At 67.3% G+C, this 26,215-nt stretch carries 26 protein-coding genes; 8 read left to right on the top strand and 18 right to left on the bottom strand.

The window, feature by feature from the left end:
* Positions 1-4 precede the first annotated feature (4 nt).
* The gene (recQ, locus tag FHG66_RS13270) at positions 5-2,059 is read right to left on the bottom strand and encodes a DNA helicase RecQ (RefSeq protein WP_139077538.1); all 2,055 of its coding nucleotides are present in this window, start codon (positions 2,057-2,059) and stop codon (positions 5-7) included.
* A 5-nt stretch (positions 2,060-2,064) separates the two neighbouring features.
* Positions 2,065-2,352: a YggT family protein gene (locus tag FHG66_RS13265; RefSeq protein ID WP_139077537.1), complete on the bottom strand. Its 288-nt coding sequence runs from the start codon at positions 2,350-2,352 to the stop codon at positions 2,065-2,067.
* A gap of 158 nt (positions 2,353-2,510) precedes the next feature.
* Here FHG66_RS13265 and FHG66_RS13260 point away from each other — a divergent pair, with 158 nt between their 5' ends.
* Positions 2,511-3,050: an acyl-CoA thioesterase gene (locus tag FHG66_RS13260; protein WP_139077536.1), complete on the top strand. Its 540-nt coding sequence runs from the start codon at positions 2,511-2,513 to the stop codon at positions 3,048-3,050.
* A 45-nt stretch (positions 3,051-3,095) separates the two neighbouring features.
* On the opposite strand, the gene phbB is transcribed toward FHG66_RS13260, so the two are convergent.
* From phbB to FHG66_RS13210, 10 genes are all read right to left on the bottom strand, one after another.
* Complete coding sequence (phbB, locus tag FHG66_RS13255) at positions 3,096-3,821, bottom strand: acetoacetyl-CoA reductase (RefSeq protein ID WP_139077535.1); 726 nt, start codon at positions 3,819-3,821, stop codon at positions 3,096-3,098.
* Between the two features lie 97 nt (positions 3,822-3,918).
* Entirely contained in the window at positions 3,919-5,091 is a 1,173-nt protein-coding gene (locus FHG66_RS13250) for an acetyl-CoA C-acetyltransferase (protein ID WP_139077534.1), read from the bottom strand.
* A 114-nt stretch (positions 5,092-5,205) separates the two neighbouring features.
* On the bottom strand, positions 5,206-5,646 hold the full coding sequence (locus tag FHG66_RS13245) for a molybdenum cofactor biosynthesis protein MoaE (protein WP_139077533.1): 441 nt from the start codon (positions 5,644-5,646) through the stop codon (positions 5,206-5,208).
* A gap of 2 nt (positions 5,647-5,648) precedes the next feature.
* A complete protein-coding gene (moaD, locus tag FHG66_RS13240; protein ID WP_139077532.1) occupies positions 5,649-5,897 on the bottom strand; it encodes a molybdopterin converting factor subunit 1 in 249 nt (82 codons plus the stop codon).
* A complete protein-coding gene (gene pgsA / locus FHG66_RS13235; protein ID WP_139077562.1) occupies positions 5,897-6,514 on the bottom strand; it encodes a CDP-diacylglycerol--glycerol-3-phosphate 3-phosphatidyltransferase in 618 nt (205 codons plus the stop codon). The genes moaD and pgsA overlap by 1 nt, the downstream gene beginning before the upstream one ends.
* 478 nt (positions 6,515-6,992) lie before the next feature.
* Complete coding sequence (gene uvrC, locus FHG66_RS13230) at positions 6,993-8,867, bottom strand: excinuclease ABC subunit UvrC (protein WP_139077530.1); 1,875 nt, start codon at positions 8,865-8,867, stop codon at positions 6,993-6,995.
* A 256-nt stretch (positions 8,868-9,123) separates the two neighbouring features.
* Positions 9,124-9,900 carry an SDR family oxidoreductase gene (locus FHG66_RS13225; RefSeq protein WP_139077561.1) on the bottom strand — a complete coding sequence of 259 codons (777 nt, stop codon included), beginning with the start codon at positions 9,898-9,900 and terminating at the stop codon, positions 9,124-9,126.
* Between the two features lie 160 nt (positions 9,901-10,060).
* Positions 10,061-10,864 carry a S49 family peptidase gene (locus tag FHG66_RS13220; protein ID WP_139077528.1) on the bottom strand — a complete coding sequence of 268 codons (804 nt, stop codon included), beginning with the start codon at positions 10,862-10,864 and terminating at the stop codon, positions 10,061-10,063.
* A gap of 38 nt (positions 10,865-10,902) precedes the next feature.
* On the bottom strand, positions 10,903-11,664 hold the full coding sequence (locus tag FHG66_RS13215; protein WP_139077526.1) for an ABC transporter permease: 762 nt from the start codon (positions 11,662-11,664) through the stop codon (positions 10,903-10,905).
* The gene (locus FHG66_RS13210) at positions 11,661-12,602 is read right to left on the bottom strand and encodes an ABC transporter ATP-binding protein (RefSeq protein WP_139077523.1); all 942 of its coding nucleotides are present in this window, start codon (positions 12,600-12,602) and stop codon (positions 11,661-11,663) included. Before FHG66_RS13210 ends, FHG66_RS13215 begins: the two co-directional genes overlap by 4 nt.
* Before the next feature lie 283 nt (positions 12,603-12,885).
* Here FHG66_RS13210 and epsE point away from each other — a divergent pair, with 283 nt between their 5' ends.
* Entirely contained in the window at positions 12,886-14,118 is a 1,233-nt protein-coding gene (gene epsE, locus FHG66_RS13205) for an exopolysaccharide biosynthesis GT4 family glycosyltransferase EpsE (RefSeq protein WP_139077521.1), read from the top strand.
* A 76-nt stretch (positions 14,119-14,194) separates the two neighbouring features.
* Complete coding sequence (gene aroC, locus FHG66_RS13200; RefSeq protein ID WP_139077519.1) at positions 14,195-15,298, top strand: chorismate synthase; 1,104 nt, start codon at positions 14,195-14,197, stop codon at positions 15,296-15,298.
* Here aroC and FHG66_RS13195 read toward each other — a convergent pair.
* Positions 15,295-15,972: a helix-turn-helix transcriptional regulator gene (locus FHG66_RS13195; protein WP_139077517.1), complete on the bottom strand. Its 678-nt coding sequence runs from the start codon at positions 15,970-15,972 to the stop codon at positions 15,295-15,297. The genes aroC and FHG66_RS13195 overlap by 4 nt on opposite strands.
* 82 nt (positions 15,973-16,054) lie before the next feature.
* On the opposite strand from FHG66_RS13195, the gene FHG66_RS13190 reads away from it, so the two are divergent.
* Positions 16,055-16,663 (top strand): glutathione S-transferase family protein, encoded by a 609-nt coding sequence (locus FHG66_RS13190; protein WP_139077514.1) that lies wholly within the window; start codon positions 16,055-16,057, stop codon positions 16,661-16,663.
* 39 nt (positions 16,664-16,702) lie between these two features.
* On the opposite strand, the gene FHG66_RS13185 is transcribed toward FHG66_RS13190, so the two are convergent.
* The 4 genes from FHG66_RS13185 to ade all read right to left on the bottom strand — a co-directional run bounded on the left by FHG66_RS13185 (position 16,703) and on the right by ade (position 20,817).
* A complete protein-coding gene (locus FHG66_RS13185; protein WP_139077512.1) occupies positions 16,703-17,062 on the bottom strand; it encodes a PRC-barrel domain-containing protein in 360 nt (119 codons plus the stop codon).
* Between the two features lie 68 nt (positions 17,063-17,130).
* The gene (locus FHG66_RS13180) at positions 17,131-17,418 is read right to left on the bottom strand and encodes an HU family DNA-binding protein (protein ID WP_139077510.1); all 288 of its coding nucleotides are present in this window, start codon (positions 17,416-17,418) and stop codon (positions 17,131-17,133) included.
* A gap of 112 nt (positions 17,419-17,530) precedes the next feature.
* On the bottom strand, positions 17,531-18,982 hold the full coding sequence (locus tag FHG66_RS13175) for an AMP nucleosidase (RefSeq protein WP_139077560.1): 1,452 nt from the start codon (positions 18,980-18,982) through the stop codon (positions 17,531-17,533).
* A 32-nt stretch (positions 18,983-19,014) separates the two neighbouring features.
* Positions 19,015-20,817 (bottom strand): adenine deaminase, encoded by a 1,803-nt coding sequence (gene ade, locus FHG66_RS13170; RefSeq protein WP_139077508.1) that lies wholly within the window; start codon positions 20,815-20,817, stop codon positions 19,015-19,017.
* 93 nt (positions 20,818-20,910) lie between these two features.
* Here ade and FHG66_RS13165 point away from each other — a divergent pair, with 93 nt between their 5' ends.
* From FHG66_RS13165 to FHG66_RS13150, 4 genes are all read left to right on the top strand, one after another.
* On the top strand, positions 20,911-21,330 hold the full coding sequence (locus FHG66_RS13165) for a DUF1810 domain-containing protein (protein WP_139077506.1): 420 nt from the start codon (positions 20,911-20,913) through the stop codon (positions 21,328-21,330).
* Positions 21,331-21,369: 39 nt separating this feature from the next.
* Complete coding sequence (locus FHG66_RS13160) at positions 21,370-22,221, top strand: SDR family oxidoreductase (RefSeq protein WP_139077504.1); 852 nt, start codon at positions 21,370-21,372, stop codon at positions 22,219-22,221.
* A 197-nt stretch (positions 22,222-22,418) separates the two neighbouring features.
* A complete protein-coding gene (locus tag FHG66_RS13155; RefSeq protein WP_139077502.1) occupies positions 22,419-23,420 on the top strand; it encodes a TerC family protein in 1,002 nt (333 codons plus the stop codon).
* A 59-nt stretch (positions 23,421-23,479) separates the two neighbouring features.
* Positions 23,480-24,268, top strand: coding sequence for an ion transporter (locus FHG66_RS13150; RefSeq protein ID WP_139077500.1), 789 nt, complete (start codon positions 23,480-23,482; stop codon positions 24,266-24,268).
* Between the two features lie 5 nt (positions 24,269-24,273).
* On the opposite strand, the gene dxs is transcribed toward FHG66_RS13150, so the two are convergent.
* Entirely contained in the window at positions 24,274-26,214 is a 1,941-nt protein-coding gene (gene dxs, locus FHG66_RS13145) for a 1-deoxy-D-xylulose-5-phosphate synthase (RefSeq protein WP_139077498.1), read from the bottom strand.
* Position 26,215 lies beyond the last annotated feature (1 nt).

Below are 26,215 nucleotides of genomic sequence, written 5' to 3'. Positions count from 1 at the left end.
CCGCTCAGCCGTCCCGAAGGATCTGCAGGAACGCTTCGCCAAAGCGCTCCAGGGCACGGGGGCCGATGAGCCGCTCCAGCCCGCCCATGTCGCGCGGATGCTGCGCGGCGATCCGCGCCAAGGCGCTCGCGTTCAGCGACAGCGGCTTGTCGCGTCCGTGCGGGCCCCGAACCAGCTCGGCCTGCGCGGTCTGGAGCCTGTCGAACACGCTGGCCTCCTCGCGGCCCGCCAGCTTCTGACGGCGCGGATGCACCGGCTCCGGCGACTCGCCCAGGATGACCTCAAGAAAGGTCCGCCCGTAGGTGTCCAGCTTCTTGGCCCCTACCCCGCCGATCCGGGCCATGGCATCCAGTGTGGTGGGCCGCTTCTCGGCCATCTCGATCAGGCTCTTGTCGGTGAAGACCACATAGGCCGGCACGTTCGCGGCCTGCGCCAGCGCCCGCCTGTGCGCCTTGAGCGCCGACAGCAGGCCCTGGTCCTCCTCGGTCACCATGGCGCGCGGTTCGTCCCGCGTGGTGCCCCGCCCCTTGGGCGGGAGCACGTCGCGGCGCATGGTGACCGTCTGTTCGCCCCGGAGCACCGGCCCGGCGAGTTGCGTGAGGCGCAATGCCCCATGCCGCGACGGATCGGGACGCAGGAGATCCTGCCCCAGCATCTGCCGCACGATGGCCTGCCACTGCTTGCGGTCCCACTCCTGGCCGACCCCAAAGGTCGGAAGCTGGTTGTGGCTCCGCGCGATGACCTTCTCGGTTTCGATTCCCATGACGATGTCGATCAGGTGCTGGGCGCCGAACCATTCTTCGGTCCGCCTGACCGCTGAAAGCACCATCCGCGCGGGCGTGGTCGCATCGAAGACATCCGCCGGCTGGTCGCAGTTGTCACAGGCACCGCAGGGCCCGGCCTGTTCGTCGAAATAGCCCAGCAGCGCCACCCGGCGGCACCCGACGGCCTCGGCGATGCCCAGGAGCGCGTTGAGCCGTCCGTGGTCCGCGAGCTTTCGTGCCTCTGGCGCGCCGCCTTCGTCGATCTGGCTGCGCCTGAGACGAATATCCTCGGGACCATAAAGCGTCAGCGCCTCGGCGGGGAGCCCGTCGCGTCCCGCGCGCCCTATCTCCTGATAATAAGACTCTACCGACTTTGGCAGATCGGCGTGCATGACCCAGCGGATGTCGGGCTTGTCCACGCCCATGCCAAAGGCGACGGTCGCCACCACGATCAGCCCGTCCTCGCGCTGGAACCGCTCTTCGGCCAGCCGCCGGGCGTCAGGCTCAAGCCCCGCATGGTAGGCGATCGCGCTCAGCCCCGCTTCGCGCAATGCCTGCGCCAGAACCTCGGTCTTGGACCGGGTGCCGCAATAGACGATCCCGGCACGCCCCTTCCGGCGCTTGGCGTAATCGATCACCTGCTTCCGGGGCGAGTCCTTGAGGGTGAAACCCAGATGGATATTCGGCCGGTCGAAGCCGCGCAGGAAGACCAGCGGCTCGCGTCCGCCGAACAGCCTCTCGATGATCTCGTCCCGCGTCTCCTCGTCCGCGGTTGCGGTAAAGGCCGCGAGCGGCACGCCCAGCTCCGCTCGAAGCTGCCCGATCCGCAGGTAGTCGGGGCGGAAATCATGACCCCACTGGGCCACGCAATGAGCCTCGTCCACGGCGATGGCCGTGGCGCCCCAGCGCTTCAGCGCCGCCGCCGTCCCCGAGGACGCAAGGCGTTCGGGCGCAAGGTAAAGGAGTCGGATGCGTCCCTCGCGCAGGCCTTCGCGAAGCGCCTCGTTCTCCTCGTCGGTGTTGGCGGAGGTATAGGCCCCGGCCTCCACTCCGGCTGCCGTCAGGGCGCGCACCTGATCCCGCATCAATGCGATCAGCGGCGAGATGACGACCGTCAGCCCGTCCCGCAGCAGGGCGGGCAACTGGTAGCATAGCGACTTGCCGCCGCCCGTCGGCATCACGGCCAGCACGTCACGGCCTTCGGCCACGGCGCGGACGATTTCCTCCTGGCCGGGTCGAAAGGAGTCGAAGCCCCAGACCTCCCTCAGGAGGGTGCTGCCCGCATCCCCGCTCATGGCGTTCAGAGGAACAGGCCCGCGTTGTTCCGCAGGATGATCTCGAGCGCATAGATCGCGATCAGCGCGATCAGCGGCGCAAGGTCGAGGCCGCCCATCGAGGGCAGGATGCTGCGGATCGGGCGGTAGATGGGCTCCAGCACCCGGCTCAGCCCCTGCCAGACCTGCTGGACGAACTGCTGGCGCGGGTTCAGCACGTTGAAGGCCAGAAGCCAGCTCATGATGAAATGCGCGAAGATGAACAGCCGCGCGATCCCGAGGATCAGGAGAAGAATCTCGAAAAGGGATTGCATGACCGCCCGTCGCCTCGTGTGCCCGCTTCGTTCCGGACCTGACCTAAGGGGCGCGCCCGGCCCGCGCAATCCCCGGCAGATGGCCTGCGGCCCCGTGACCCGTCGTCAGGGTTGACGCATCCGCGATCTTCGGGCGAGGACCATGCCGGAGGCCAGCCATGTATCCCGTTTTCCGCCTTGTGCTCCAGTCCTGGCGGCACCGCGCCGACCCGGCCCTGCCGCTGACCGGCACCCACCAGAGTCGGCATCTCTGCTGGCCCTGGGATCTCGACATCTTCGCCGAACTCAACAACGGGCGCACCCTCACGCTCTATGACCTGGGACGTATTCCCTGGTCACGGAAGATCGGCCTGACCAAGACCTTGCGGCGGCAAGGCTGGCAGGTCGCCGTCGCTGGCGCCTCGGTCCGCTATCGCAAGCGCATCCGTCTGTTCGACCGCATAGACATGAGGACCCGTGCCCTGGGCTGGGACGGCCGCTTCTTCTACGTGGAGCAGTCCATGTGGCTTCCCGACGGCGCCTGCGCCAGCCATATCCTGATCCGCTCTGCCATCACCGACCGGAATGGCATCGTGGCTCCCATCCACGTGCTGGAGGCCATGGGCTTGGACCTTCCCCCACCCGACCTACCTCCTTGGGTGCGCGAGTGGATCGAGGCCGAGAGTCTCCGTCCCTGGCCACCGATGACCCAAGCCTGAGCGCCCCATCCGCGACAGAGCGGGCCAAGGCACCGGCAGCCCTCGTCACGCCATGTACTGGCCGCCGTTCGCCGACAATGTGGCGCCGGTGATGAACCCGGCCGCATCCGAGGCCAGGAACGCCACGCAGCGCGCGATCTCCTCGGGTTCGCCCAGGCGGCCGACCGGGATCGCCGGCAGGATAACGGTGTCCATGACCTCGGGCTTGATACCCGCCATCATTTCCGTGTTGATGTATCCCGGCGCTATGACGTTGACGGTGATCCCCGCCCGCGCACCCTCCTGGGCCAAGGCCTTGGTGAATCCGATGTCCCCGGCCTTGGCGGCGGCATAATTGGCTTGGGCGAACTGCCCTTTCTGGCCGTTGATGGACGATATGTTGATGACCCGCCCGAACTTGCGGTCGCGCATGCCGCCCCAGACGACATGAGTCATATTGAACAGGCCGGTCAGGTTCGTGTCGATGACCTCGTGCCATTGCTGGGGGGTCATCCGGTGGAACGGCGCGTCCCGCGTGATCCCGGCGTTGTTCACCAGCACCTCGATCGGGCCCAGCGCCGCCTCGACCTCGGCCACGCCGGCCTTGCAGGCCTCGTAGTCGGCGACGTTCCACTTGAACGTTCTGATTCCCGTTCCTTCGGTAAAGGCCTGCGCGGCGGCGTCGTTGCCCGCATAGCTCGCGGCGACCTGGTAGCCATCGGCCATCAGCGCCTTGGAGATCGCCGCACCGATCCCGCGCGACCCTCCGGTCACAAGGGCAACTCTTGCCATGTCAGACTCCTCCCGTCCGTTCTGGATTGGACGGGTGGCCCGGCTCTCCTCCCTAGCCGGGCCACCCCCTCGCCGCCCCGAAGGGCCGCGAAACTCGTTACCGCTCGACGCAGAGGGCCACGCCCATGCCGCCGCCGATGCAAAGGGTGGCGAGGCCTTTCTTCGCGTCCCGCCGCTTCATCTCGTGCAGAAGGGTGTTCAGCACCCTTGCTCCCGATGCGCCGATCGGGTGGCCGATCGCGATGGCGCCGCCGTTGACGTTCACGATGGACGGATCCCAGCCCATGTCCTTGTTCACCGCGCAGGCCTGCGCTGCGAAAGCCTCGTTCGCCTCCACGAGATCAAGGTCCCCGACCTTCCAGCCCGCCTTTTCCAGGGCCTTGCGCGAGGCGTAGATCGGCCCCACGCCCATGATCGATGGATCGAGGCCGACGGTCGCATAGGACGCGATCCGCGCCAGCGGCTCGATCCCCCGACGCTGGGCTTCCTCCTCGGACATGAGAAGCACCGCCGCCGCACCGTCGTTCAGGCCCGACGCGTTGCCGGCCGTTACGCTGCCGTCCTTGGTGAAGGCGGGGCGCAGCTTCGCGACCGAATCCAGGGTGGCGCCGTGCCGGATGTATTCGTCGCTGTCGACGATGGTGTCGCCCTTGCGGCCCTTGATCGTGAAGGGAACGATCTCGTCCTTGAACTTGCCAGCCTTTTGGGCAGCCTCGGCCTTGTTCTGCGAGGCGACCGCGAACTGGTCCTGCTGCTCGCGCGAGATCTGCCACTGCTGGGCGACGTTCTCGGCCGTCTGGCCCATGTGGTAGCCGTTGAAGGCGTCCCAAAGCCCGTCCTTGATCATCGTATCGATGAAGGACATGTCGCCCATCTTGTGCCCGGCGCGCAGGGCCGCGGCATGGGGCGACATGGTCATGTTCTCCTGTCCGCCGGCGCAGATGATCTGCGCGTCGCCCAGCATGATGTGCTGCGCGCCCAGCGCCACGGCCCGCAGGCCGGAGCCGCAGACCTGGTTGAGGCTCCAGGCGGCGCTTTCCTGCGGGAGGCCCGCGTTGATATGCGCCTGCCGGGCCGGGTTCTGGCCTTGGGCCGCGGTCAGCACCTGGCCCAGGATCGTCTCACTCACCTCGCCGGCTTCGACGCCTGCGCGTTCCACCACGGCGCGGAGCACGGCAGCCCCGAGGTCATGGGCAGGCGTGTTGGCGAAGGAGCCGGAGAACGAGCCGACGGCGGTGCGTGCGGCCGAGGCGATGACGACGTTGGTCATGGGCAGAACCCTCCCTGCTTCCGGGCGGGGACAGGCCCGCCTCTCATGGCTGTAATAACCTTGGGGCAGTCGCCCGAGAAGCGCAAGCGCCGCATGGCAGCGTTGCCTACGACCTTAGATCCACCGGCCCAAGGCCGCCTCGTCTTCGTCGCGGGCCCCGACCCAGGCGCCGCCATCGGGGCCCAGTTGCTTCTTCCAAAAGGGTGCGCGGGACTTGAGCCAGTCCATGAGGAAGTCCGCCGCATCGAAGGCGGCACGCCGATGGGGGGCGGCCGCAAGCACCATCATGATCGGCTCTCCGACGGAGAGCCGTCCATGCCGGTGGATCACCCGCACCGCGACAAGGCCGAACCGTTCACGCGCCTGATCCGTCATGGCCCTGATGGCGACCTCGGTCATGCCTGGGTAATGCTCGATCTCCATGGCGCTCAGGCCGCCGTCCCCGCGCACGACGCCCGTGAAGCTGACCACCGCGCCGGCCCCTTCCGCCCCAGCGGTGAAGGACGACAACTCGGCCCCCGGATCGAAGGGCTCGGGCGCGACGCGGACATCCATGGTCAGCCTCCGGTCATCGGCGGAAAGAAGGCCACCTCCCGCACCCCGGTTAGCGGGGCGTCGAGGGAGGCGAGCTTCTGGTCCACGGCCACGCGCACCGCCCGCAGGTCAGAAAAGGCCAGCGCATGACCCTCGCTCCGCGCGCGCAACTCCTCCACCAGGGCCGCGACGGTGGGGGCCTGGGTGTCCAGGCTTTCGCGCGGGTGGCCCGTGCGCTCGCGCAGCCAGGCGAAATAAAGCACGTCGATCATCAGGCGTCCCTCAGGAACGGCAGGGATTTCCGGAAGTATTCCCAGCCGGTGATGGCGGTCAGCGCGGCGGCAATCCAGATCAGGAGAAGGCCGAGCCACGTCGCTAGCCCCGCCCAGGTCGTTCCCGGCGGCAGGCCGACCCGTCCCACGCGCGGCGGCGGCATGTCCATGGCGGCGAGTCCCGTTCCCAGGAACAGCACGGCGATGGCGACCATCTGCGCCGTCGTCTTCCATTTCGCGAGCCGTGTGACCTTCAGAAGCCCCGCCCGATCGGCCAGGAACTCACGCAGCCCGCTCACGAAGATCTCGCGGAACAGGATCACGGTGGCGGGCAGGATGAGCCAGGGGTTCATGCCCGAATAGCCGGTCAGGACCATGATGGCGATGACCACCATGGCCTTGTCGGCGATGGGGTCCAGCATGGCACCAAAGCGGCTTTCCTGCTTCCACAAGCGGGCAAGGTAGCCGTCGAAGTAGTCGGTGATCGCGGCCCCGACAAAGAGCGTCAGCGCCAGGAAGTCGGCCCAGGGCCGAGTGAAGTAGAGGAACATCACGGCCACCCCGGGCGCAGCAAGAAGGCGCAGGACGGTCAGCGTATTGGGGAGGGTCCAGACGATCATGCCGCAGGATGTAGCGTCTGGCACGAAGCAGGGAAAGCCACGGCACCGTCGATGGCGGATTGTCGGCCGGTTGAGGCATCGGGGCGTCAGGCATGGCAATGCCGACTGGATGAGCTTTGTGGACCCGCAGCGCCCTGCCAGCCTGCCTAGGTCCACTTCGCCCCGGCCCGAAGGCCCGGCCCGAAGGCCCGGCCCGAAGGATCGTCATGGGCCTCCTTCGCAGATCCGTCCGGCTTGCCCCCGGACTTGGCTCGAGCCCGAGCCCAGGCGGCACCTGGGCCAACCGGACGCTTCGGTGAACATCGGTCGTCGGGGCGCGACGCCCACCAGAGGTCCTCATGGCACAGGGCTGTTCCACGGTCCCGGATCGCCGGCCGTCAGGGCGGGCCAGGCGTCCTGGGCATCGTCGTCGTTCCGGTCGTGCTGGCGGTCTGGCTCTGGGCTGAACACCGCAGGCCCCCGCACGGGCCGGGGGTCACCCCTTCTCGTGGAAGTGGCCGTAGATCGCTTCGGCCAGTTGGTCCGACACGCCCGGCACCGCCTTGAGGTCCACGAGCGCCGCGCGGCTCACCGCCTTGGCGGAGCCGAAATGCTGGAGGAGCGCCCGCTTGCGTGTCGCTCCCACGCCCGGGATCTCATCGAGCGGATTGGCCAACAGGGTCTTCGCGCGTTTGGCCCGGTGGGTGCCGATGGCGAAGCGGTGCGCCTCGTCCCGGAGGCGCTGGACGAAGTACAGCACCGGATCGTTGTGCGGCAGTGCCATGGGGCGCTTGCCGGTCCGATGGAACTCCTCCTTGCCGAGGTCGCGGTCGATGCCCTTGGCCACCCCGATCATCGGAATGTCGTGGACGCCCAGTTCGGCCATGACCTCATAGACCGCCGAGACCTGCCCCTGCCCACCGTCGATCAGCAGGAGGTCCGGCCAGGCTTGGCTCTCGCGGTCCGGGTCCTCCTTCAACAGACGGGTAAAGCGGCGGGTCAGCACCTCTTTCATCATGCCGAAGTCGTCTCCAGGCTTGGCTGTCTCGATGTTGAACTTGCGGTATTGGCCTTTCTCGAACCCGTCCGGCCCCGAGACGATGAAGGCCCCGATCGCATTGGTCCCCATGATGTGGGAGTTGTCGTAGACCTCGATCCGGCGCGGAGGCGCGGGCAGCTCGAACTTCTCGGCCAGCCCGTCCAGCAGCCGCGCCTGGGTCGCGGACTCGCTCATTCGGCGGGCCAGCGACTCGCGGGCGTTGCGTAGGGCGCCCTCGACCAGCTCGGCCTTTTCGCCGCGCTGGGGGACGGCGATGTCGATGCGGCGGCGCGCCTTTTCCGACAACGCGGCCATCAGCACCTCCGGGTCGTCCACGCCACAGGAGGTCAGGACCAGCGGCGGCGGATCGCGGTCCGAGTAGAACTGCCCGAGGAAGGCCTGCATGACCTCGGCCGGGTCGTCGTCGCCCGCAAGGCGCGGGTAGAAATCGTGGTTGCCCCAGTTCTGGTTGGCTCGGATGAAGAAGACTTGCACGCAGGCCTGCCCGCCTTCCATGTGGAGCGCGACGATGTCGGCCTCGGCCACCGTGCGCGGGTTGATCCCTTGCGCGGTCTGCACCTGCGTCAGCGCCTTGATCCGGTCCCGCAGGGCGGCCGCGCGCTCGAACTCCATGGCTTCGGCGGCCTCGGACATTTGGCGGGCGAGCGTTTCCTGGACCTTGGTGGTCTTGCCGGACAGGAACCGCGCGGCGTCGAAGACCGAGTCCGCGTAGTCATCCTCTGAGATCAGATCCACGCACGGGGCAGAGCACCGCTTGATCTGATGGAGCAGGCAGGGCCGCGTGCGGGACGTAAAGACCGAGTCGGTGCAGCTTCGCAGCAGGAACGCCTTTTGAAGCTGGTTCAGCGTTCGGTTCACCGCCCCTGCGGACGCAAAGGGGCCGAAGTAGTCGCCCTTGTCCGTGCGCGCGCCCCGGTGCTTGCGGATCTGGGGATACTTGTGGGCGCTGATGATGATGTTCGGGAACGACTTGTCGTCGCGCAGGAGCACGTTGTAGCGCGGCTTGAGCTGCTTGATGAGGTTCTGCTCGAGGAGCAGCGCCTCGGTCTCGGTCCGCGTGGTCAGGAACATCATGGACGCGGTTTCCCGGATCATCCGAGCGATCCGCGCCGAATGTCCCGAACTCCGCGCGTAGTTCGACACCCGCGCCTTCAGGTTCTTGGCCTTGCCGACATAAAGGACGCGCGCCTCGGCATCGAGCATGCGGTACACGCCCGGGGAGCTGTCGAGCTGGCGCAGGTAAGCCGCGATGCGCTCCTGCCCTGTCAGGGCAGGCGTGTCGGGCGTCTGTGGGTGCAGGTCGTCGGGCATGGCTGTATCGCGGCTTTGAGAGGGCAATCTAGCGTGGAGTCGGGGGGGCGAACAACAGGGCCTGTGGACAACTCGGGGGATGGATCGCGCGGAGGTGAAGGGGGCCGTCGAACGCTCCGCAACGCGGCATGAAGGTCGGCCTGCAGACTATTGGTTTCAAATCATTCGAATTTTCCTGCCCGGCCGCCGCCTGCGACGGTGTGCCCGAGTCGTGCACAGCCCCCAGTGGAGAATCTGTGGATAACCGTGGATAAACCTAGCCGCGGCCAATGATGTCGGGCGTCTTCCACCCAAGGTGCTGCCCGCCATCCACGCAGAGCAGTTCTCCCGTGACCGCCTTGGCATCAAGGAGATAGACCAGCGCGGCCGTGATATCCTCGGGGTCCGAGCCGCGCGTCAGAACCGTCCCGGCGCGCTGGCGGGCGAAATGCTCCTCGCTCTGGCGATGGCCGCGCACCGTGGGACCTGGCCCGATCGCGTTGACACGGATCCGGGGCGCCAAGGCTTGCGCCGCCGTTTGCGTCAGCGTCCAAAGACCCGCCTTGGCCAGCGTGTAGGTCATGAACTCGGGCGTCAGCTTTCGCACCCGTTGATCCACCATGTTGACTATCAGCGCCTGGGCGACCGGCTCCCCGGCCTCGTCGGGCACGGGATCGGGCGCCTGGGCCGCAAGGGCCTGGATCAGCAGGAACGGAGCCCGGAGGTTACTGCCGAAGTGCCGGTCCCAACTGTCGCGCGTCGCGCTGGAGAGGTTGTCGTATTCGAAGATCGAGGCGTTGTTGACGAGAACGGTGATCGGACCGCCCAGGGCTTCGGCAGCCCGTGGCAGCAGCGACGTGACTTCGTCCTCGTCGAGGAGGTCGGCCTTCAAAGCCACGGCACGACGACCTAGGGCCTCGATGGCGCGGGCAGTGTCGTGAGCCTCTTTCTCAGAGGTGTTGTGGTGGACGGCGATGTCGTGGCCCCGCTCGGCCAGCCGGAGTGCCATCGCCCGGCCGAGGCGGGCGGCCCCTCCGGTGACGAGCGCCCTCATGCCCGCCGGCAAGGGCACGGCCCCTTCCCGATCTTGGGACGACCGCAGGACGGACAGAACTTGTCCCCCCGGGATGCCCGGCGGGGCGGCTTGCGGAAGCGGCCCCAGATCGCGATCCCGACCATGAAGACCAGGAAAAGAATGGCGGCCTTGATGAGGATCACAGGCCGAAGCGGGCGAAGGCGGCCCGCTCCTCCATCAGGCCGACCGCATCCTCGACCAGCGCCAGGCCGAAGCGCGACAGGAAGGGCCGTCGCATGCCGTAGCGGCGGAAGCGGACCTTGTCGCCGAAGCGCGCCTTGAGCGTGGGGACCAGATGACCGATCCCGTCCGCTAGTCCCTGGTTGACGGCAGCGTCGCCGATCCAGACCTCGCCCGTGAACAGGTCGGGGTTGTCGGCCAGCTTCGCGCCCCGGCGCGACCGTACATGCGCGATGAACACGTCATGGAGCTGCGACAGCCAACTATTCAGGCGTTCCACGTCGTCGGGCTTTTCGGGCCGGAACGGGTCCAGCAGGGACTTGGAACGCCCCGCCGTGTGAACGCGCCGCTCCACCCCCAGCCGGGCGATCAGGTCCTGGAAGCCGAAGCCCGCGCTGATGACGCCGATCGAGCCCAAGAGGGAGCCCGGATCGCAGAAGATCTCGTCCGCGGCCGTGGCAAGCCAGTAGCCGCCCGAGGCTGCCACGTCCTCCACGAAGGCGACAACAGGAACCTTTTTTTCGACCGCGAGCCGCCGGATGCGCGCGGCGATCAAGGAGGACTGCACCGGCGAGCCCCCCGGCGAGTTGATCTGGAGCGCCACGGCGGCCGGCTTGCCCCTGAACGCCGCGTCGATGACGGGGGCGAGCGCCTGATCGGTCAGGGAGCGCGCCCCGCCCACGCCGATCGGCCCCTGAAGGCGGATCACCGATACGGTGGGATGGCGCGAACGGAAGCGGAAAAGGTCGGGAAGACTGGTCATGGTCCGCACCTATGCCCGCCGCCCCCCTCCCGCAAGGCTCAGCGCCGCAGCTTCCAGCCCGTGTGAAAGATCCACCAGACGACGCCGAGGCAAATTGCCGTGAAAGCCGCCACCGCGAGGAGCGACACCGCCACGGGCACGTCCGCCATCCCGAAGAACGACCATCGGAAGCCCGAGATCAGATACACGACCGGGTTGAACAGCGCGACCGTCTGCCAGATCCCCGGCAGCATGGATATCGAGTAGAAGCTGCCCCCCAGGAACACGAGCGGCGTGATGACAAGGAGCGGGATGAGTTGCAGCTGCTCGAAGTTGCCCGCCCAGATGCCGATGATGAACCCCAGGAGCGCGAAGCTGGTGCAGGTCAGCACGAGAAAGGCCAGCATGGCCATGGGGTGGGCGATACGGATGTCCACGAAGAACCAGCTCGTGATCAGGATGATGAGCCCGATGATGAAGGACTTGGACGCCGCCGCGCCGACATAGCCCAGCACCGCCTCGAAGAAGCTGACGGGGGCCGACAGAACCTCGAAGATCGTGCCGATGAACTTGGGGAAGTAGATCCCGAAGGACGCGTTCGAGATGCCCTGCGTGATGACCGACAGCATGATCAGCCCCGGCACGATGAAGGCCCCGTAGGACACGCCCTCGACCTCTTGGATGCGGCCGCCGATGGCTGCGCCGAAGACCACGAAGTAGAGCGAGGTCGACAGCACCGGTGCGATCAGAGACTGCGTCACCGTGCGGAAGAAGCGTCCCATCTCCTGCAGGTAGATGGACCGGACGGCATGGACGTTCATTGGGCTGCCTCCCGTTCGTCGCCATGCACGAGGCCCACGAAGATGTCCTCGAGCGAGGAGGCCTCGGTGTCGAGGTCGGCCACGGCGATTCCCCCTTCGGCCAGCGCCGCCAGGAGGGTGGCGATGCCCGTCCGCTCGGCCTTGGTGTCGTAGCTGTAGGTCAGGCGGCGGCCCCCTTCGTCCAATGTCAGGCCGAAATGATCGAGGCCCGGCGGGATGGCGGCCAGAGGCTGCTGGAGATCGACATGCAGCACCTTCTGCCCCATGCGCCGCATGAGGCTGTCCTTGTCCTCCACCAGCAGGATGCGGCCCTTGGAGATCACCGCGACGCGGTCGGCGATGGCCTCGGCCTCCTCGATGTAATGGGTGGTCAGGATGATGGTGACGCCCGCCTGCCGCAGCTCGCCCACGACGCGCCACATGTCGCGGCGCAGCTCCACGTCCACCCCCGCCGAGGGCTCGTCGAGGAACAGCACGCGCGGCTCGTGACTCAGCGCCTTGGCGATGAGCACCCGGCGCTTCATGCCGCCCGACAGCTCGGTGACCTTGCTGTCCTTCTTGTCCCAGAGCGACAGCTGACGGAGCACCCGCTCGATATGCGCGTCGTTGCGGGGCATCCCAAAGAGCCCGCGCGAGAAGCGGACGGTGTTCCAGACCTTTTCGAAGGGCTCGAGGTTGATTTCCTGCGGGACGAGGCCGATCAGGGTCCGCGCCGCGCGCCAGTCCCGTTCGATGTCGTGGCCCGCGACGGTGGCGCTGCCGCCGGTGATCCGCGCGATGCCGCAGACGGCGGAGATGAGCGTGGTCTTGCCCGCCCCGTTCGGTCCGAGCAGCGCGAGAATCTCGCCCGCCTTGATGTCGAGGGAAACGCCTTTCAGCGCCTCGAACCCGTTGTCGTAGCTTTTTCGCAGGTCGCGGATGGACAGGATCGGCGCCATGAACCCTCCTCGGGCCTGTTGCGCCGCTGTGGTAACGCGACCGAGAGCCCGGGCCAACCCCCTTCGGCAAGCTGGGTCGGATCGTATGGAGCCGCTCCAGCCGCGCTCCGGTTGGAGGGATGCCGGCTGGAACTCTGGACCCTGAGACTGCTGAACTCGAGAGGCTGCGCCGAGAGCGAGCTACTACTTTTGAACACGACTTCACGGCGAGTTTACCTTTGACGCCCTGCTGGACGTGCGGCAGGCTGGGCGCGTCCCGGGGCGACGGGACGAGGACGCCTGAATGGCTGGACGACCCCGGATAGGCTATCTCGTGCCGCGCTTCCCCGGCCCGAGCCATTCCGCCTTCTGGCGCGAGGCGCAGGCGATTGAGGCGCTGGGGACAAAGGTGGTGCTTTACTCCACCCAGCCGCCGGCGCCCGCGCTTCGGGTGCATCCCTGGGCCGCCCTGGCCAGCCGCCGCACGGAGTATCTGGTCTGCCGTCCCTGGTCGGGGCTCTTCGCGCTTCCTGCCCTTCCCTGGAGCGATCTTCACCGATTCGAGCCCGGCCTTGCGCGTGAGCTGGTCCTATCGCTGGGTCCGGCACGTCGGCTGGTCGAAAGCGCCGCCCGTCATGGGATCGACCATGTCCATGTCCAGTCCAGTGGGCGCGTGGCGCTGATCGCCGCTCTGGCCGAGCGGCTGGGCGGGCCATCCTATAGCCTGACCCTGCACGGTCCCTTGTCGAGGAATGGGCCAGGCCAAAGCTTCAAATGGCGGGGCGCCCGGTTTGCCACGGTCGTCACGCATCGGCTGCTGGCCGAGGTGAAGACCGTCCTTGCACAGGACCGTCCCGCCCGGTTGGTCGTGCAGCCCTTGGGCATCGATTGCGCCCAGTTTCGCCGGGAGTCGCCCTACGCACCTCCCGCGCCCGGGGAGCCATTCCGGATCTTCGCCTGCGGCCGGCTGGAGCAGGCACGGGGGTTCGAGGATCTCCTGGTCGCGTTGCGCCGCCTCTTGGACCAAGGCATCACGGCCACCCTCCGAATCGCCGGTGAGGACGACTTGGGTGGACACGGGTTCCGCAAGACCCTGGAGCGTCGCAGCCGCGAACTACAGGTCGGCCACCACTTAACGCTTCTGGGCGCAGTGGGCGAGGATCGGGTTCTGGCCGAACTCCGGGCCGCCCATGTCTTTGCCCATCCCGGTCACGACGAATCACCGAACCTTGCGTTGGCCGAAGCGATGGCCTGCGGCCTTCCCGTCGTGGGTACGGCAACAGCGGGTGCGCGCGAGCTCGTGACCCACGGCGTCGACGGCCTGCTGGTTCCACCACGCGACCCGGTGACGCTTGCGAGCGCTCTTGAAGGCTTGGCGCGCACTCCGGAGCGTGCGCTGGCCCTATCCGGCGCGGCCCGCGCGCGGGTGCAGCACGACCTAGACATGCGGCGGGGCACCTGCGCCCTGATGCGCGAGATCGGTCTCTCACCGGAGGCCATCGGGGATGACCTCCCTGTCCTGACCGCCCGCGCCTGACAGACCGGACAAGGGCGCGCGGGCTTCCGGGCCATGGCTCCTTGCGCTAAGGGCTCCGGCAACCACGGAGCCCCGCATGAGCCTCAACACCTTTGGTCACCTGTTCCGCTTCACGACCTGGGGCGAGTCCCATGGGCCTGCCCTCGGCGCGGTGGTCGATGGCTGTCCGCCCGGCGTGCCGCTCTCGGAAGCCCTGATCCAGCCTTGGCTCGACAAACGCCGCCCCGGGCAGAACCGCAACACCACCCAGCGGCAAGAGGCCGATGCGGTACGTATCCTGTCCGGCGTCTTCGACGGCCTGACCACCGGCACCTCGATCAGTCTGCTGATCGAGAACACAGACCAGAGGTCCAAGGACTACGGCGACATCGCCCAAACCTTTCGCCCCGGCCACGCCGACCTGACCTATCACCTAAAGTACGGCGTCCGCGACTACCGGGGCGGCGGGCGCAGCTCCGCCCGGGAAACGGCGGCCCGGGTCGCGGCTGGGGGCGTGGCGCGGCAGGTGTTGGCGACGCTCGCGCCCGAGGTCCGGATCACCGGCTACATGGTCCAGATGGGCGAGAAGCGGATTGATCGAGACCGCTTCGACCTGACCGAGGTCGGACGGAACGACTTCTGGTGCCCCGACGCGGTCGCCGCGGCCGAATGGGACGACTATCTCGCTTGGCTGCGCAAGGACGACCACAACTCCGTGGGCGCGATGATCGAGGTGGTGGCCTCGGGCGTACCGGCAGGGCTGGGCGCCCCCATCTATGGCAAGCTCGACTCGGACCTCGCCTCGGCGATGATGTCGATCAACGCGGTCAAAGGGGTCGAAATCGGCGAAGGCATGGCCGCCGCCGCGCTGACCGGGCGCGAGAACGCGGACGAGCTGTTCTACGAGGACGGCCAGATCCGCTATGGCTCCAACAAGGCGGGGGGCGTCCTGGGCGGCATCGCGACGGGGCAGGACGTCGTAGTGCGCTTTGCAGTGAAGCCCACGTCCTCGATCCTGTCGCCCCGCCGCTCGATCCGCATGGACGGCACGCCGACGGAGGTCGTCACAAAGGGCCGCCACGACCCCTGCGTAGGCATCCGGGCCGTGCCGGTAGGCGAGGCGATGATGGCTCTGGTCCTGGCGGATCATCTGCTGCTGGACCGCGGCCAGACCGGCGGGCTCCGGGGTCGGATCGGCTAGCCCAAAGTCGCCACATAGTCGCGGAGAAGACCGGCACGACGCGGGCGGAAGCTTTCCTCGGTCGCCTCGGCCACTTCGATCCGGTCCAGCCGGAACCGCCGAAAGCCCTCGCGCAGGCGGCACCACGCGACCATCAGCAACACCTCGTCCAGGAAGGCCACGGCCAAAGGCAGCACGCGGCGCTGGGTCAGTTGTCCGGCCTCGTCCCGGTAGACGATGTCCACGGCCCGCTCCTCCCAGGCCGCCTCGCGCAGGACAGACAAGGCGGCCTGCGGCACCTTTCGCGGGGCATGGCGGTAGACGCGCAGCACGGCATGGGCCGCCTCGCGCGCCTGGCGTTCGGGCAGTCGTGCGATGACCTTTGCGGCAACCGATTCGGCGGCATCGGCCAGATCGGCATCGCCAGACTGGCGCACTTCGCCCAGGCCCAGCAGCAACGCCTCGATCTCCAGCCGGGTGAAGCTTTGGGGCGGCAGCGCCGGGTCCTCCTCCAAGGCGTAACCATAGCCGGCCTCACCGTCGATTCGCGCGCCGCTGGCCCGCAGCGCCGCGATATCGCGGTAGATGGAGCGGACCGACACCTCGGTCGCCTCGGCCAGCCGAGCGGCGGTCACCGGGACTGGCAGACTTCGCAACGCATGGAGCAGACGAAACAGGCGGTCGCTTCGAGCCATGATCCCTCCTGACATGAACTGTCAGCAGGGTGGGACGATAACAGCGGCATCCCGAATGGCAATCCAGCGAAGGAGCCGCCCGATGATCACCTTCTACCACTCCCCCATGACCCGCTCGACCCGGGTGCTGGCCCTGCTCGCGGCCATGGACATACTTGACCGCGTAACGATCCGCGAAGTCGACATCACCCGCTTCGACGGCTCGGGACACCCTGACCCGAGCAATCCGCACCCCGATGGCAAGGTGCCGGTCCTTGTCCATGACGGGGTGACGATCTGGGAAACCGCCGCGATCCTGCTCTACCTGACCGACCTGTTCCCGGAAGCCGGGCTTGGCATCCCCGTCGGCGACCCCGATCGAGGCCGCTACCTGTCCTGGCTCGCCTGGTATGCTGGCGTGATGGAGCCCGCGCTGATCCATGATGCGGCGGGCCTGGCGCATCCGTTCCTGTCAGCCACGTACCGGGGTCCGGATGCGATCAGGGCCCGGCTGTCCGAAGCGTTGAACACCGAGGACTGGCTCGTGGGCGGACGCTTCACGGCAGCGGACCTGCTCGTCTCCTCGCCCTTCCTGTGGTTCAAGGACCTGGAGCCCGGCAGTCCGCGTGTCGCCGACTGGGTGGCCCGTTGCGCGGTTCATCCGGGGCGCATCGCCGCGATGGAAATGGACGGACGGGCCCTAGCCGCCTGACGGACACGGGCCGCGTCATCGCCCCCGCGGCCCGATGCCTCAGACCCAGTAGTAGGGCAGGCCGTAATGGGTGTAGATCCGCTCTTCCCACTGCCGGTCGCGGTACCAGTCGTCGCCCCGAACAGGGGCCTGGCGCAACTGATCCTCGGTGATGGTGGTCACGTACCCGGCCAGGGACGTGTCGTACCGGAGAGCGGTCCAGGGAATCGGGTGGTGATCCTGTCCTATTCCCAGGAACCCGCCGAAGGACATGACGGCATAGACGATCTTTCCCGACACCTTGTCGATGACGAGGTGATCGATCATGCCGATATGCTGGCCGTCGGCGCCATAGACGGCGGTCCCGTTCACGCGGTCCGACGAGATGACGCTGCTGGCCGAATAGTCCTGCTCGGACATGGACCCTCTCCGCTTGCGTTAAGTCCAAAGCGAAACGGACGGAGAGGGTGATCGTTCCCCAGCGGAACTCAGGCGTTGATGCTGTCCTTGAGGGCCTTGGCTACGGTGACCTTGACCACCTTGTCCGACTCCTTCTTGATCTGCTCGCCCGTCGAGGGGTTGCGGACCATGCGCTCGGGCCGTTCGCGGCAGTAGATCTTGCCGACGCCGGGCAGCGTCACCGCGCCGCCTTCGGAGACGGTCTGGGTGATGATGCCGGTCAGCGCGTCGAGCATGGCGCCGGCGGCTTTCTTGTCGCCTCCGGTCGCTTCGGCGAGGGCGGCGACGAGTTGCGCCTTGGTCATCTGGTTGGCCATCGTGAACTCTCCTGGTTTGCTCGCCCCGCAGGGCCTCTCAACCCCCATGCTGCACAATCATTCGTTTCGCTTGTCCAGCGAAAAGCGAGCTTTCCTCAGGAAATGGCGCGATTCACAAAAAAGCCGTCTCCATGAAGCTACGCAATTTGCGGCTGTGGATGCGTTCAAGCGGTTCCTCGCGCAGGCGCTCCATGGCTCGGATGCCGATCATGAGGTGCCGCGCGACCTGGGTCCGGTAGAAATCCGATGCCATGCCAGGCAGTTTCAGCTCTCCGTGCAAGGGCTTGTCGGACACGCACAGAAGCGTCCCGTACGGCACGCGGAATCGGAAGCCATTGGCCGCGATGGTGGCCGATTCCATATCGAGCGCGACGGCGCGGGACTGCGACAGCCGCGCCACCGGCCCGGACTGGTCGCGCAGTTCCCAGTTGCGATTGTCGATGGTGGCGACCGTCCCGGTCCGCATGATGCGCTTGAGCTCATAGCCATCGAGGCCGGTGACCTCCTCCACGGCCTCCTCCAGCGCGATCTGGATTTCGGCCAGGGCGGGAATGGGCACCCAGATGGGCAGGTCGTCGTCAAGGACGTGGTCTTCGCGCAGATAGGCGTGGGCCAGGACGAAGTCGCCCAGCCGCTGGCTGTTCCGCAGCCCCGCGCAGTGCCCGACCATCAGCCAGGCGTGCGGGCGCAGCACGGCGATGTGGTCGGTCGCGGTCTTGGCGTTGGATGGCCCCACGCCGATGTTCACCAAGGTGATGCCCTGGGCGTCCGCTCGCTTCAGGTGGTAGGTCGGCATCTGCGGCATCTTGCCGGGCACCGGAAGATGCGCCTCGGCTTCGGTGATGACGGCGTTCCCGGGCCCCACGAAGGCCGTGTAGCCGCTCTCGGGATGGGCGAGTTGCTGGCGGGCGTAGGCCTCGAACTCCTCGACGTAGAACTGGTAGTTCGTGAACAGGACGTGGTTCTGGAAGTGGTCGGGGTCCGTCGCCGTGTAATGCGCCAGCCGCGCCAGGGAATAATCCACCCGCTGCGCGGTGAAGGGCGCGAGCGGGATGGAGCCGTCCGGGTAATGGAACCCGTCGCCGTTGACGATGTCGTCGTTCATCGTGGCAAGGTCCGGAACGTCGAAGACGTCGCGCAGCGGAAAGTCCAGAGCGCCTTCCTGCGGCACGGCGAGGCGGGCGTCGCCGGCCACAGCGAAATGGACGGGGATCGGCGTCCGCGACGGCCCTACGACGACCCGCACCCCGTGGTTGCGGATCAGAAGTGCGATCTGCTGTTCCAGGTAGGCGGCAAAGAGCCGGGGGCGAGTCACGGTCGTGGAGTAGGTGCCCGGAGCGGCGACATGCCCGAACGAAAGTCGCGAATCGGCCTGCGCGAAGCTCGAAGTGGAGAGCCGGACCTCTGGGTAGAAGGCGCGCACGGGCCGGTCGGGACGGCCGTGGCGCAGGGCGTGGGCGAAGCGGTCGCACAGGAAGGCCGTGGAGGCGTCATGGATTTCGATCAGCCGAGCCACGGCCGCCGCCGCATCGTCAAAGGCCTGCGGGGCGGCTAGGACCGGCATGTCGAAGGGGATGGTGTCGGGATTCTGGGCGTTCATGCGTTCCCCTCGAACAAGCTGACGACCTCGAAGCGCCGGACATCCACGAGACCCTTGTCGGACAGACGAAGCTCGGGGATCACCACCAGCGCGAGGAGCGAATGCTGCATGTAGGCGTTGTTAAGGCGGCAGCCACATTCGACCATCGCCTCCACCAGCCGCTGCGCCTTGGCCGCGACCTCGTGCGCCGGGGCATCGGACATCAGGCCCGCGATGGGCAGCGGCACGAAGGCGATCTCCTCCCCGTCCTTCCAGACCGCGACGCCGCCGCCGACCTCGGCCAGCCGGTTGGCGGCCCGCGCCATCATCGCGCGGTCGGTGCCCACGACGATCATGTGATGGCTGTCATGCGCGACCGTGGAGGCCACCGCCATGCCCGGCCCGTAACCGAATCCCTGGACAAAGGCGTTGGTCACACCGCCTGTCGCCCGGTGACGTTCCACCAGCGCAATATGGGCAACGGGGCCCTGGGGCTCCACGACCCCGTCCCGGACGGGGAGATCGGCGGACAGCGCCTTGGTGGGGGCCTGATTTTCGACGACTCCGATGACCTTCACCCGCACCACCTCCCGGCTGTCGGGGGCGGGAACGGCGAAGTCCGCAGCCTCCAATCGCTTGCCCAGGCGCACCGTCTTCCGCGCCGCCTCGGGCCAGTCGTAATGCGGGCATGTGACAAGGAGGCGACCACCCTCGGCCACGCGGCGGCCACGGGCGAACACGACTTCGATGGGCAAATCGCGGAGGTCGGAGGTGAGGATCAGGTCGGCGCGACGGCCCGGGGCAACAGAGCCCAGCTCGCGCTCCAGCCCGAAATGGGTCGCCGTGTTGATCGTCGCCATCTGCAAGGCGATCACCGGATCGCAGCCGCAGGCGATGGCATGGCGGACGACGCGGTCCATGTGGCCGTCGTTCACGAGCGTCCCGGAATGGCAGTCATCGGTGCAAAGGACGAAGTTGCGCGGGTCGAGACCCTTTTCGGTGATCGCGGTGATCTGGCTTTCGACGTCGTACCACGCGGAGCCCAGGCGCAGCATGGAGCGCATTCCCTGCCGGACGCGCGCGATGGCGTCGGATTCGTGCGTCCCCTCATGGTCGTCCGCCGCGCCGCCCGCGACATAGGCGTGAAACGGGATCCCCCGGTCGGGCGAGGCGTAGTGCCCCCCTACCGTCTTGCCGGCGCGCATGGTGGCCGCCATCTCGGCCAGCATCTGCGGGTCGCCGTTCACGACGCCCGGATAGTTCATCATCTCGCCCAGGCCGATGATGCCAGGCCAGGCCATGGCCGCCTCCACGTCTTCGGCCGTGATCTCGAAGCCGGTGGTCTCCAAGCCCGGCGCGGAGGGGGCGCAGGAGGGCATCTGTGTGAAGATGCTGACGGGCTGCATCAGGGCCTCGTCGTGCATCATGCGGACGCCGGGCAGGCCCAGGACGTTGGCGATCTCGTGTGGGTCGGCGAACATGGTTGTGGTGCCGTGGGGGATCACGGCGGCGGCGAACTCGGCCGGGGTCAGCATCCCGGACTCGATGTGCATGTGGCCGTCGCAAAGGCCGGGGATCAGGTAGCGGCCCTGCGCTTCCACGACCTCGGTGCCCTTGCCGATGCAATGGCTCGCGTCGGGGCCGACATAGGCGAAGCGGCCCTCCGCGATGGCAACCTGCCAGCCGGGAAGAACCTCGCGGCTTTGGACGTTCACCAGCGTGCCGCCCCGGATGACGAGATCGGCAGGCGCGCGGCCTGCGGCCACGGCGACAAGGTGGGGGGCGCAGTCGGCCCAGGTCTTCAGGATGGGGTCTTGCATGACCCATTTGGCCCCGCCAAACGCCCCGGCGCAAGCCCCTGGGAGCGGGGGCGCCCTACCCTACCTGTCCCGCACACGGCCTGAGGATGCCCGATGCCCGACCTGTCCCGCTTTCTCGCCCCGCAGGAACAGACCTATGACACCGCGCTGGCCGAACTTCGGCGTGGTCGCAAGGACAGCCACTGGATGTGGTGGATCTTTCCGCAACTGGCCTCCCTGGGCCGCTCTTCCACGGCCAAGGCCTATGGCCTTGCGGACCTGGAGGAGGCTCGGGCCTATCTGGCCCACCCGGTCCTGGGCCCGCGTCTGGTGGAGGCCGCCCGCGCCATGCTCGGACACAAGGGGCAGCCACCCGAGGCCGTCCTGGGCGGCATCGACGCGACCAAGCTGCGCTCCTGCGCCACGCTCTTTGCCGCCGTGCCCGATGCCCCGCCCGAGTTCAGCGCCCTCCTCGATGCCTTTTACGACGGAGAGCCGGATCCGCTGACCCAGGGCTCGCTGGGCCAGACCTGACCCTTGCAGCCCGGCGTCCGAGGTCCCATCCTCACCGGCATGCCTACTCTCCTGTCCTTCGGCCATGGCTATTCGGCTCGCGCCCTGTCCCGCCTCCTGCTCCCGCAGGGCTGGCAGGTGATCGGCACGGTGCGAAGCCCCGACAAGCTGGTCGAGATCGAGGCCGAAGGCGTGGAGGGCGCGATCTGGCCCGGGTCCGACATGGAGCCCTTCTTGGATCGGGCGACGCATGTCCTCACCTCCGTGGCGCCGGATGAAGGGGGCGATCCGGTGCTGCGCGCCGTTGGACCTGCCATTGCGGCACGGGCCGATCGCTTCGACTGGGCAGGCTATCTCTCTACCACGGGCGTTTATGGCGATCGGGGTGGGGACTGGGTGGACGAATCCAGCGCGCTCACCCCATCGACCCGGCGCGGGCAGATGCGGGTCGAGGCCGAGGCGGCATGGCAGGCCATCCCGGGACTGCCGCTGCACATCTTCCGTCTGGCCGGCATCTACGGCCCCGGCCGCGGGCCATTCGAGAAGGTCCGCAACGGCTCGGCGCGGCGGATCATCAAGCCCAACCAGATGTTCTCGCGCATCCATGTGGAGGACATCGCCCAAGTCCTGGCGGCTTCCATCGCGCGACCGGACCCCGGCGCGGCCTACAACGTCTGCGACGACGACCCCGCGCCCCCGGAGGACGTGATCGCTCATGCGGCCGAGTTGCTGGGGCGGCCGGTTCCTCCGGCTCAGGACTTCGCCAGCGCCGAGATGACCCCCATGGCCCGCAGCTTCTATGCCGAGTCCAAGCGCGTCCGAAACGATCGTATCAAGAACGAGTTGGGCGTGCGGCTGTTCTATCCGGATTACCGCAGTGGCCTCCGGGCCCTGCTCGCGGCCGGAGAGTGACACCTTTCACAGTTCAGTGATCCTATCCGCACTTCGGGGGTTGAACCCTGCGTCAGCTTGTCCATATTCGGCTCTGCGGACCGGGCCCCTCTGACGACCTCGCGTCGTGATGTCGGACCGCATCGAGCGCGCTCGGTGTGTTGGCCCTTTCTCCGCCTGCCCCCCGTGCGCAGTGGATGCAAACGCGAGGTCGCACTATGGAATTCCTCTATCTTCTTTGGTTGGGCAAGCCGCTCTGGATGTGGCTGACCTTCATTGCCATCGTGATCACGCTTCTGGTCTTCGACCTGGGCGTTCTGCACAAGGACGATCACGAGATCGGCGTGTCCGAGTCTCTCAAGCTCTCGGCCATGTACATCAGCCTGGGACTGCTGTTCGCCGTCTTCGTCTGGTGGCAGCTGGGTTCGGAAGCGTCGGGGCTCTACCTGACCGCCTTCGTGGTCGAGAAGACCCTGGCGATGGACAACGTCTTCGTCATCGCCATGATCTTCAGCTATTTCGCCATCCCCCGGCAGTACCAGCATCGCGTGCTGTTCTGGGGCATCCTGGGCGTGATCCTGCTGCGCGCCATCATGATCGGCTTGGGGGCCACGCTGGTCGCGCAGTACTCCTGGATCCTCTACATCTTCGCGGTCTTCCTGATCTTCACCGGTGTCAAGATGATGCTGGTGGGCGACAAGGAGATGGACATCGCGAACAACCCGGTCCTGAAGTTCCTCAAGCGGCGGATGAACGTGACCGAGGAACTCCACGGCTCGGACTTCTTCGTGAAGAAGCCTGATGCCTCGGGCCGGATCGTCCGCTTCGCCACCCCGCTGTTCCTGGCGCTGGTGCTGATCGAGATCGCCGACGTCATCTTTGCCGTGGACTCGGTGCCGGCGGTGTTCGCGATCACCTCGGACCCGTTCATCGTCTACACGTCGAACATCTTCGCGATCCTGGGCCTGCGGGCGCTCTACTTTGCGCTGGCGGCGATTATTCACCGCTTCCACTACCTCAAGTATGCGCTGTCGGTGCTGCTGATCTTCATCGGCTCCAAGATCTTCGTGGCGGACCTCATGGGTTGGGAAAAGTTCCCCGCCGCCTGGTCGCTGGGCATCACCTTCGCCATCCTCGGCGCGGGCGTCGCCTATTCGCTGTGGAAGACGCGGGGCACGGATCACGACGGCCACGACGGCAAGGCTGTGATAGCAGAGTGACATAGGTCGGGCACCGTCCGGGCGCTTCTCGCCTGGACGGTGTCGCTCGCAGGACCGTCATGACCGATCTCGCCAGACCCTTGCCTTCCTGGCACCGCGAACGTCTTGCAGCCTTTCTCGACAGCTCGGCCGTTCGCAACGTTCTGCTCGGGGTCATCCTGTTCAATGCCGCCCTGCTTGGGCTCGAAACCTCGGCCCAAGTGATGGCGACTTGGGGGCCGCTGGTCCTGCTTCTGGATGCGGCCTGCCTCGCGGTCTTCGTGGCCGAAATCGGCCTCAAGCTTTATGCGCTCGGCGGGCGGTTCTTCCGTTCGGCTTGGAACGTCTTCGACCTGATGGTGGTAAGCCTCTCGTTCGCCCCGGTCGGAGAGGGCTCGTCGGTCCTGCGGGCGCTGCGCGTCCTGCGCGTCCTGCGAGTCATCTCCATGGCCCCGGCCTTGCGCCGGGTGGTCGAAGGGCTGGTGCGGGCGCTTCCAGGCATGGGGTCGGTGGCGCTGCTCCTCGGCATCGTGTTCTACGTGGGCGCGGTGATGGCGACCAAGCTGTTCGGAACCGCGCACCCCGACCAGTTCGGTCATCTCGGAGCTTCGGCCCTCACGCTTTTCCAGCTCATGACCTTCGACGGCTGGATGGGCGAGATCCTTGGTCCGGCCATGGAAACGCACCCCTACGCCTGGGCCTTTTTCGTGCCGTTCATGGTGGTGACGGGCTTTGGGGTGCTGAACCTGCTCGTGGGCCTGGTCGTGAATGCCATGCAGGAAGCCGCCGAAGCCGAGCGCAAGGAGAACGGCTTCGAGGAGGAGGTGCTGCGCCGGCTAGCGGCGATCGAAGGGCGGCTGGAACGGTAGTTCCCTCAGGCCCGCTTCCCCAACACCTGCGCGCCCAGCACCTCCAGCACCTTGCGCTCGATGTCCTCGCTGTTCAGCCCCGCTGCTGCGTACATATCGCGGGGAGAGGCGTGGTCGATGAAGGTGTCGGGCAGTGTCATGGAGCGGAACCGAAGGCCCCGGTCGAAGACGCCCTCCTCCGCTAGGAGTTGCGCGACCTGGGAGCCGAAGCCTCCCACAGCACCCTCCTCGATGGTGATCAGGACCTCGTGCCGCTGCGCGAGATCAAGGATCAGGTCCCGGTCGAGCGGCTTGGCGAAGCGGGCGTCGGCCACGGTGGGGCCGATGCCGCGCGCTTCCAGAGCCTCGGCGGCCTTCAACGCCTCCTGAAGGCGCGTGCCGAAAGACAGCAGGGCCACGCCGGACCCCGTCCGGACCACACGGCCCCGGCCGATCTCGAGCGGCGGGGCCTCCCAGTTGATCTCCACGCCCACCCCTTCCCCGCGCGGGAAGCGAAAGGCGATCGGGCCGTCGTCATGGGCGGCGGCGGTGACGACCATGCGGGCCAGTTCCGCCTCGTCGGCGGCAGCCATCACGACGAAACCCGGAAGGTTGGCCAGGAACGCCACGTCGAAGGCCCCCGCATGGGTCGCCCCGTCCGCCCCGACAAGGCCCGCGCGATCGATGGCGAAGCGCACGGGAAGGCGCTGGATGGCCACGTCATGGACGACTTGGTCGTAGCCCCGCTGAAGGAAGGTCGAGTAGATCGCACAGAAGGGACGAAGGCCCCCGGCGGCCATCCCGGCGGCAAAGGTCACGGCATGCTGCTCGGCGATGCCCACGTCGAAGCAGCGGTCGGCAAAGCGGTCCATGAACTTGGACAGGCCCGTCCCGTCCGGCATCGCGGCCGTGACGGCGACGATCGAACGGTCCTTGGCAGCAGAGCGGATCAACGCATCGGCGAAGACGCTGGTGTAGGCGGGCGCGTTCGAGGGCACCTTGGCCTGTGCGCCGGTGACCACGTCGAACTTGTTCACCCCATGGCCGCGGTCGCGGGCAGCCTCGGCCGGGGCGTAGCCCTTGCCCTTCTTGGTGATGGCATGGATCAGGACAGGCCCGGTGGCCCGCGCCTTGACGGTGCGCAGGACGCCCAAGAGGCTTTCCATGTCGTGACCATCCACCGGTCCGACATAGGAAAATCCAAGCTCGTCAAAAAGCGTCCCGTGTCCCACCGCGAGGTGCTTGAGCGCGTCCTTGGCCCGCTTCGCCCCCTCGCGCAGCGGCTCGGGCAGGAAGTCGGCGGCGGCCTTGGCGGCGGCGCGCAGGTCCTGGAACGGGGCGCCCGCGTACAGGCGCATGAGATAAGCCGACATCGCCCCTACGGGCGGAGCAATCGACATCTCGTTGTCGTTGAGGATGACGAACATCCGCGTGCCCAGATGGCCCGCGTTGTTCAGAGCCTCGTAGGCCTGCCCGGCGCTGATCGAGCCGTCGCCTATGACCGCCACGCAGTCCCCAAGCCCGGCATGGTCCGGTGGCTCGGCCCCCAAGTCGCGGGCCACGGCAAAACCCAGCGCCGCCGAGATCGAGGTCGAGGAATGCGCCGCCCCGAACGGGTCGAAGACCGATTCGCTCCGCTTGGTAAAGCCCGACAATCCGTCCTTCTGGCGCAACGTGCGGATGCGGTCGCGGCGCCCCGTGAGGATTTTGTGGGGATAGGCCTGATGGCCCACGTCCCAGACGATCCGATCGCGCGGTGCGTCGAAAACCGCATGAAGCGCCACAGTCAACTCTACCACGCCCAGCCCGGCGCCCAGGTGCCCGCCGGTGACGGACACGGCCGAGATCGTCTCGGCCCGCAACTCGTCGGCCAGTTGACGAAGCTGCGCATCGGTGAGCCGCTTGAGGTCGCGGGGGTCGCGAACCCTGTCCAGCAGGGGCGTTCGTGGACGATGGGGATCGGTCATG

The organism is Rubellimicrobium rubrum (assembly GCF_006152115.1).
Classification (GTDB): Bacteria; Pseudomonadota; Alphaproteobacteria; order Rhodobacterales; family Rhodobacteraceae; genus Rubellimicrobium; species Rubellimicrobium rubrum.
Note: the sequence above shows the minus strand (reverse complement) of the source record. Positions and strands in the feature narration are given on the sequence as shown.

Coding starts and splice junctions, on each gene's coding strand:
- recQ (WP_139077538.1), bottom strand. CDS start 2,059: ATGAGCGGGGATGCGGGCAGCACCCTCCTGAGGGAGGTCTGGGGCTTC.
- FHG66_RS13265 (WP_139077537.1), bottom strand. CDS start 2,352: ATGCAATCCCTTTTCGAGATTCTTCTCCTGATCCTCGGGATCGCGCGG.
- FHG66_RS13260 (WP_139077536.1), top strand. CDS start 2,511: ATGTATCCCGTTTTCCGCCTTGTGCTCCAGTCCTGGCGGCACCGCGCC.
- phbB (WP_139077535.1), bottom strand. CDS start 3,821: ATGGCAAGAGTTGCCCTTGTGACCGGAGGGTCGCGCGGGATCGGTGCG.
- FHG66_RS13250 (WP_139077534.1), bottom strand. CDS start 5,091: ATGACCAACGTCGTCATCGCCTCGGCCGCACGCACCGCCGTCGGCTCG.
- FHG66_RS13245 (WP_139077533.1), bottom strand. CDS start 5,646: ATGGATGTCCGCGTCGCGCCCGAGCCCTTCGATCCGGGGGCCGAGTTG.
- moaD (WP_139077532.1), bottom strand. CDS start 5,897: ATGATCGACGTGCTTTATTTCGCCTGGCTGCGCGAGCGCACGGGCCAC.
- uvrC (WP_139077530.1), bottom strand. CDS start 8,867: ATGCCCGACGACCTGCACCCACAGACGCCCGACACGCCTGCCCTGACA.
- FHG66_RS13225 (WP_139077561.1), bottom strand. CDS start 9,900: ATGAGGGCGCTCGTCACCGGAGGGGCCGCCCGCCTCGGCCGGGCGATG.
- FHG66_RS13220 (WP_139077528.1), bottom strand. CDS start 10,864: ATGACCAGTCTTCCCGACCTTTTCCGCTTCCGTTCGCGCCATCCCACC.
- FHG66_RS13215 (WP_139077526.1), bottom strand. CDS start 11,664: ATGAACGTCCATGCCGTCCGGTCCATCTACCTGCAGGAGATGGGACGC.
- FHG66_RS13210 (WP_139077523.1), bottom strand. CDS start 12,602: ATGGCGCCGATCCTGTCCATCCGCGACCTGCGAAAAAGCTACGACAAC.
- epsE (WP_139077521.1), top strand. CDS start 12,886: ATGGCTGGACGACCCCGGATAGGCTATCTCGTGCCGCGCTTCCCCGGC.
- aroC (WP_139077519.1), top strand. CDS start 14,195: ATGAGCCTCAACACCTTTGGTCACCTGTTCCGCTTCACGACCTGGGGC.
- FHG66_RS13195 (WP_139077517.1), bottom strand. CDS start 15,972: ATGGCTCGAAGCGACCGCCTGTTTCGTCTGCTCCATGCGTTGCGAAGT.
- FHG66_RS13190 (WP_139077514.1), top strand. CDS start 16,055: ATGATCACCTTCTACCACTCCCCCATGACCCGCTCGACCCGGGTGCTG.
- FHG66_RS13185 (WP_139077512.1), bottom strand. CDS start 17,062: ATGTCCGAGCAGGACTATTCGGCCAGCAGCGTCATCTCGTCGGACCGC.
- FHG66_RS13180 (WP_139077510.1), bottom strand. CDS start 17,418: ATGGCCAACCAGATGACCAAGGCGCAACTCGTCGCCGCCCTCGCCGAA.
- FHG66_RS13175 (WP_139077560.1), bottom strand. CDS start 18,982: ATGCCGGTCCTAGCCGCCCCGCAGGCCTTTGACGATGCGGCGGCGGCC.
- ade (WP_139077508.1), bottom strand. CDS start 20,817: ATGCAAGACCCCATCCTGAAGACCTGGGCCGACTGCGCCCCCCACCTT.
- FHG66_RS13165 (WP_139077506.1), top strand. CDS start 20,911: ATGCCCGACCTGTCCCGCTTTCTCGCCCCGCAGGAACAGACCTATGAC.
- FHG66_RS13160 (WP_139077504.1), top strand. CDS start 21,370: ATGCCTACTCTCCTGTCCTTCGGCCATGGCTATTCGGCTCGCGCCCTG.
- FHG66_RS13155 (WP_139077502.1), top strand. CDS start 22,419: ATGGAATTCCTCTATCTTCTTTGGTTGGGCAAGCCGCTCTGGATGTGG.
- FHG66_RS13150 (WP_139077500.1), top strand. CDS start 23,480: ATGACCGATCTCGCCAGACCCTTGCCTTCCTGGCACCGCGAACGTCTT.
- dxs (WP_139077498.1), bottom strand. CDS start 26,214: ATGACCGATCCCCATCGTCCACGAACGCCCCTGCTGGACAGGGTTCGC.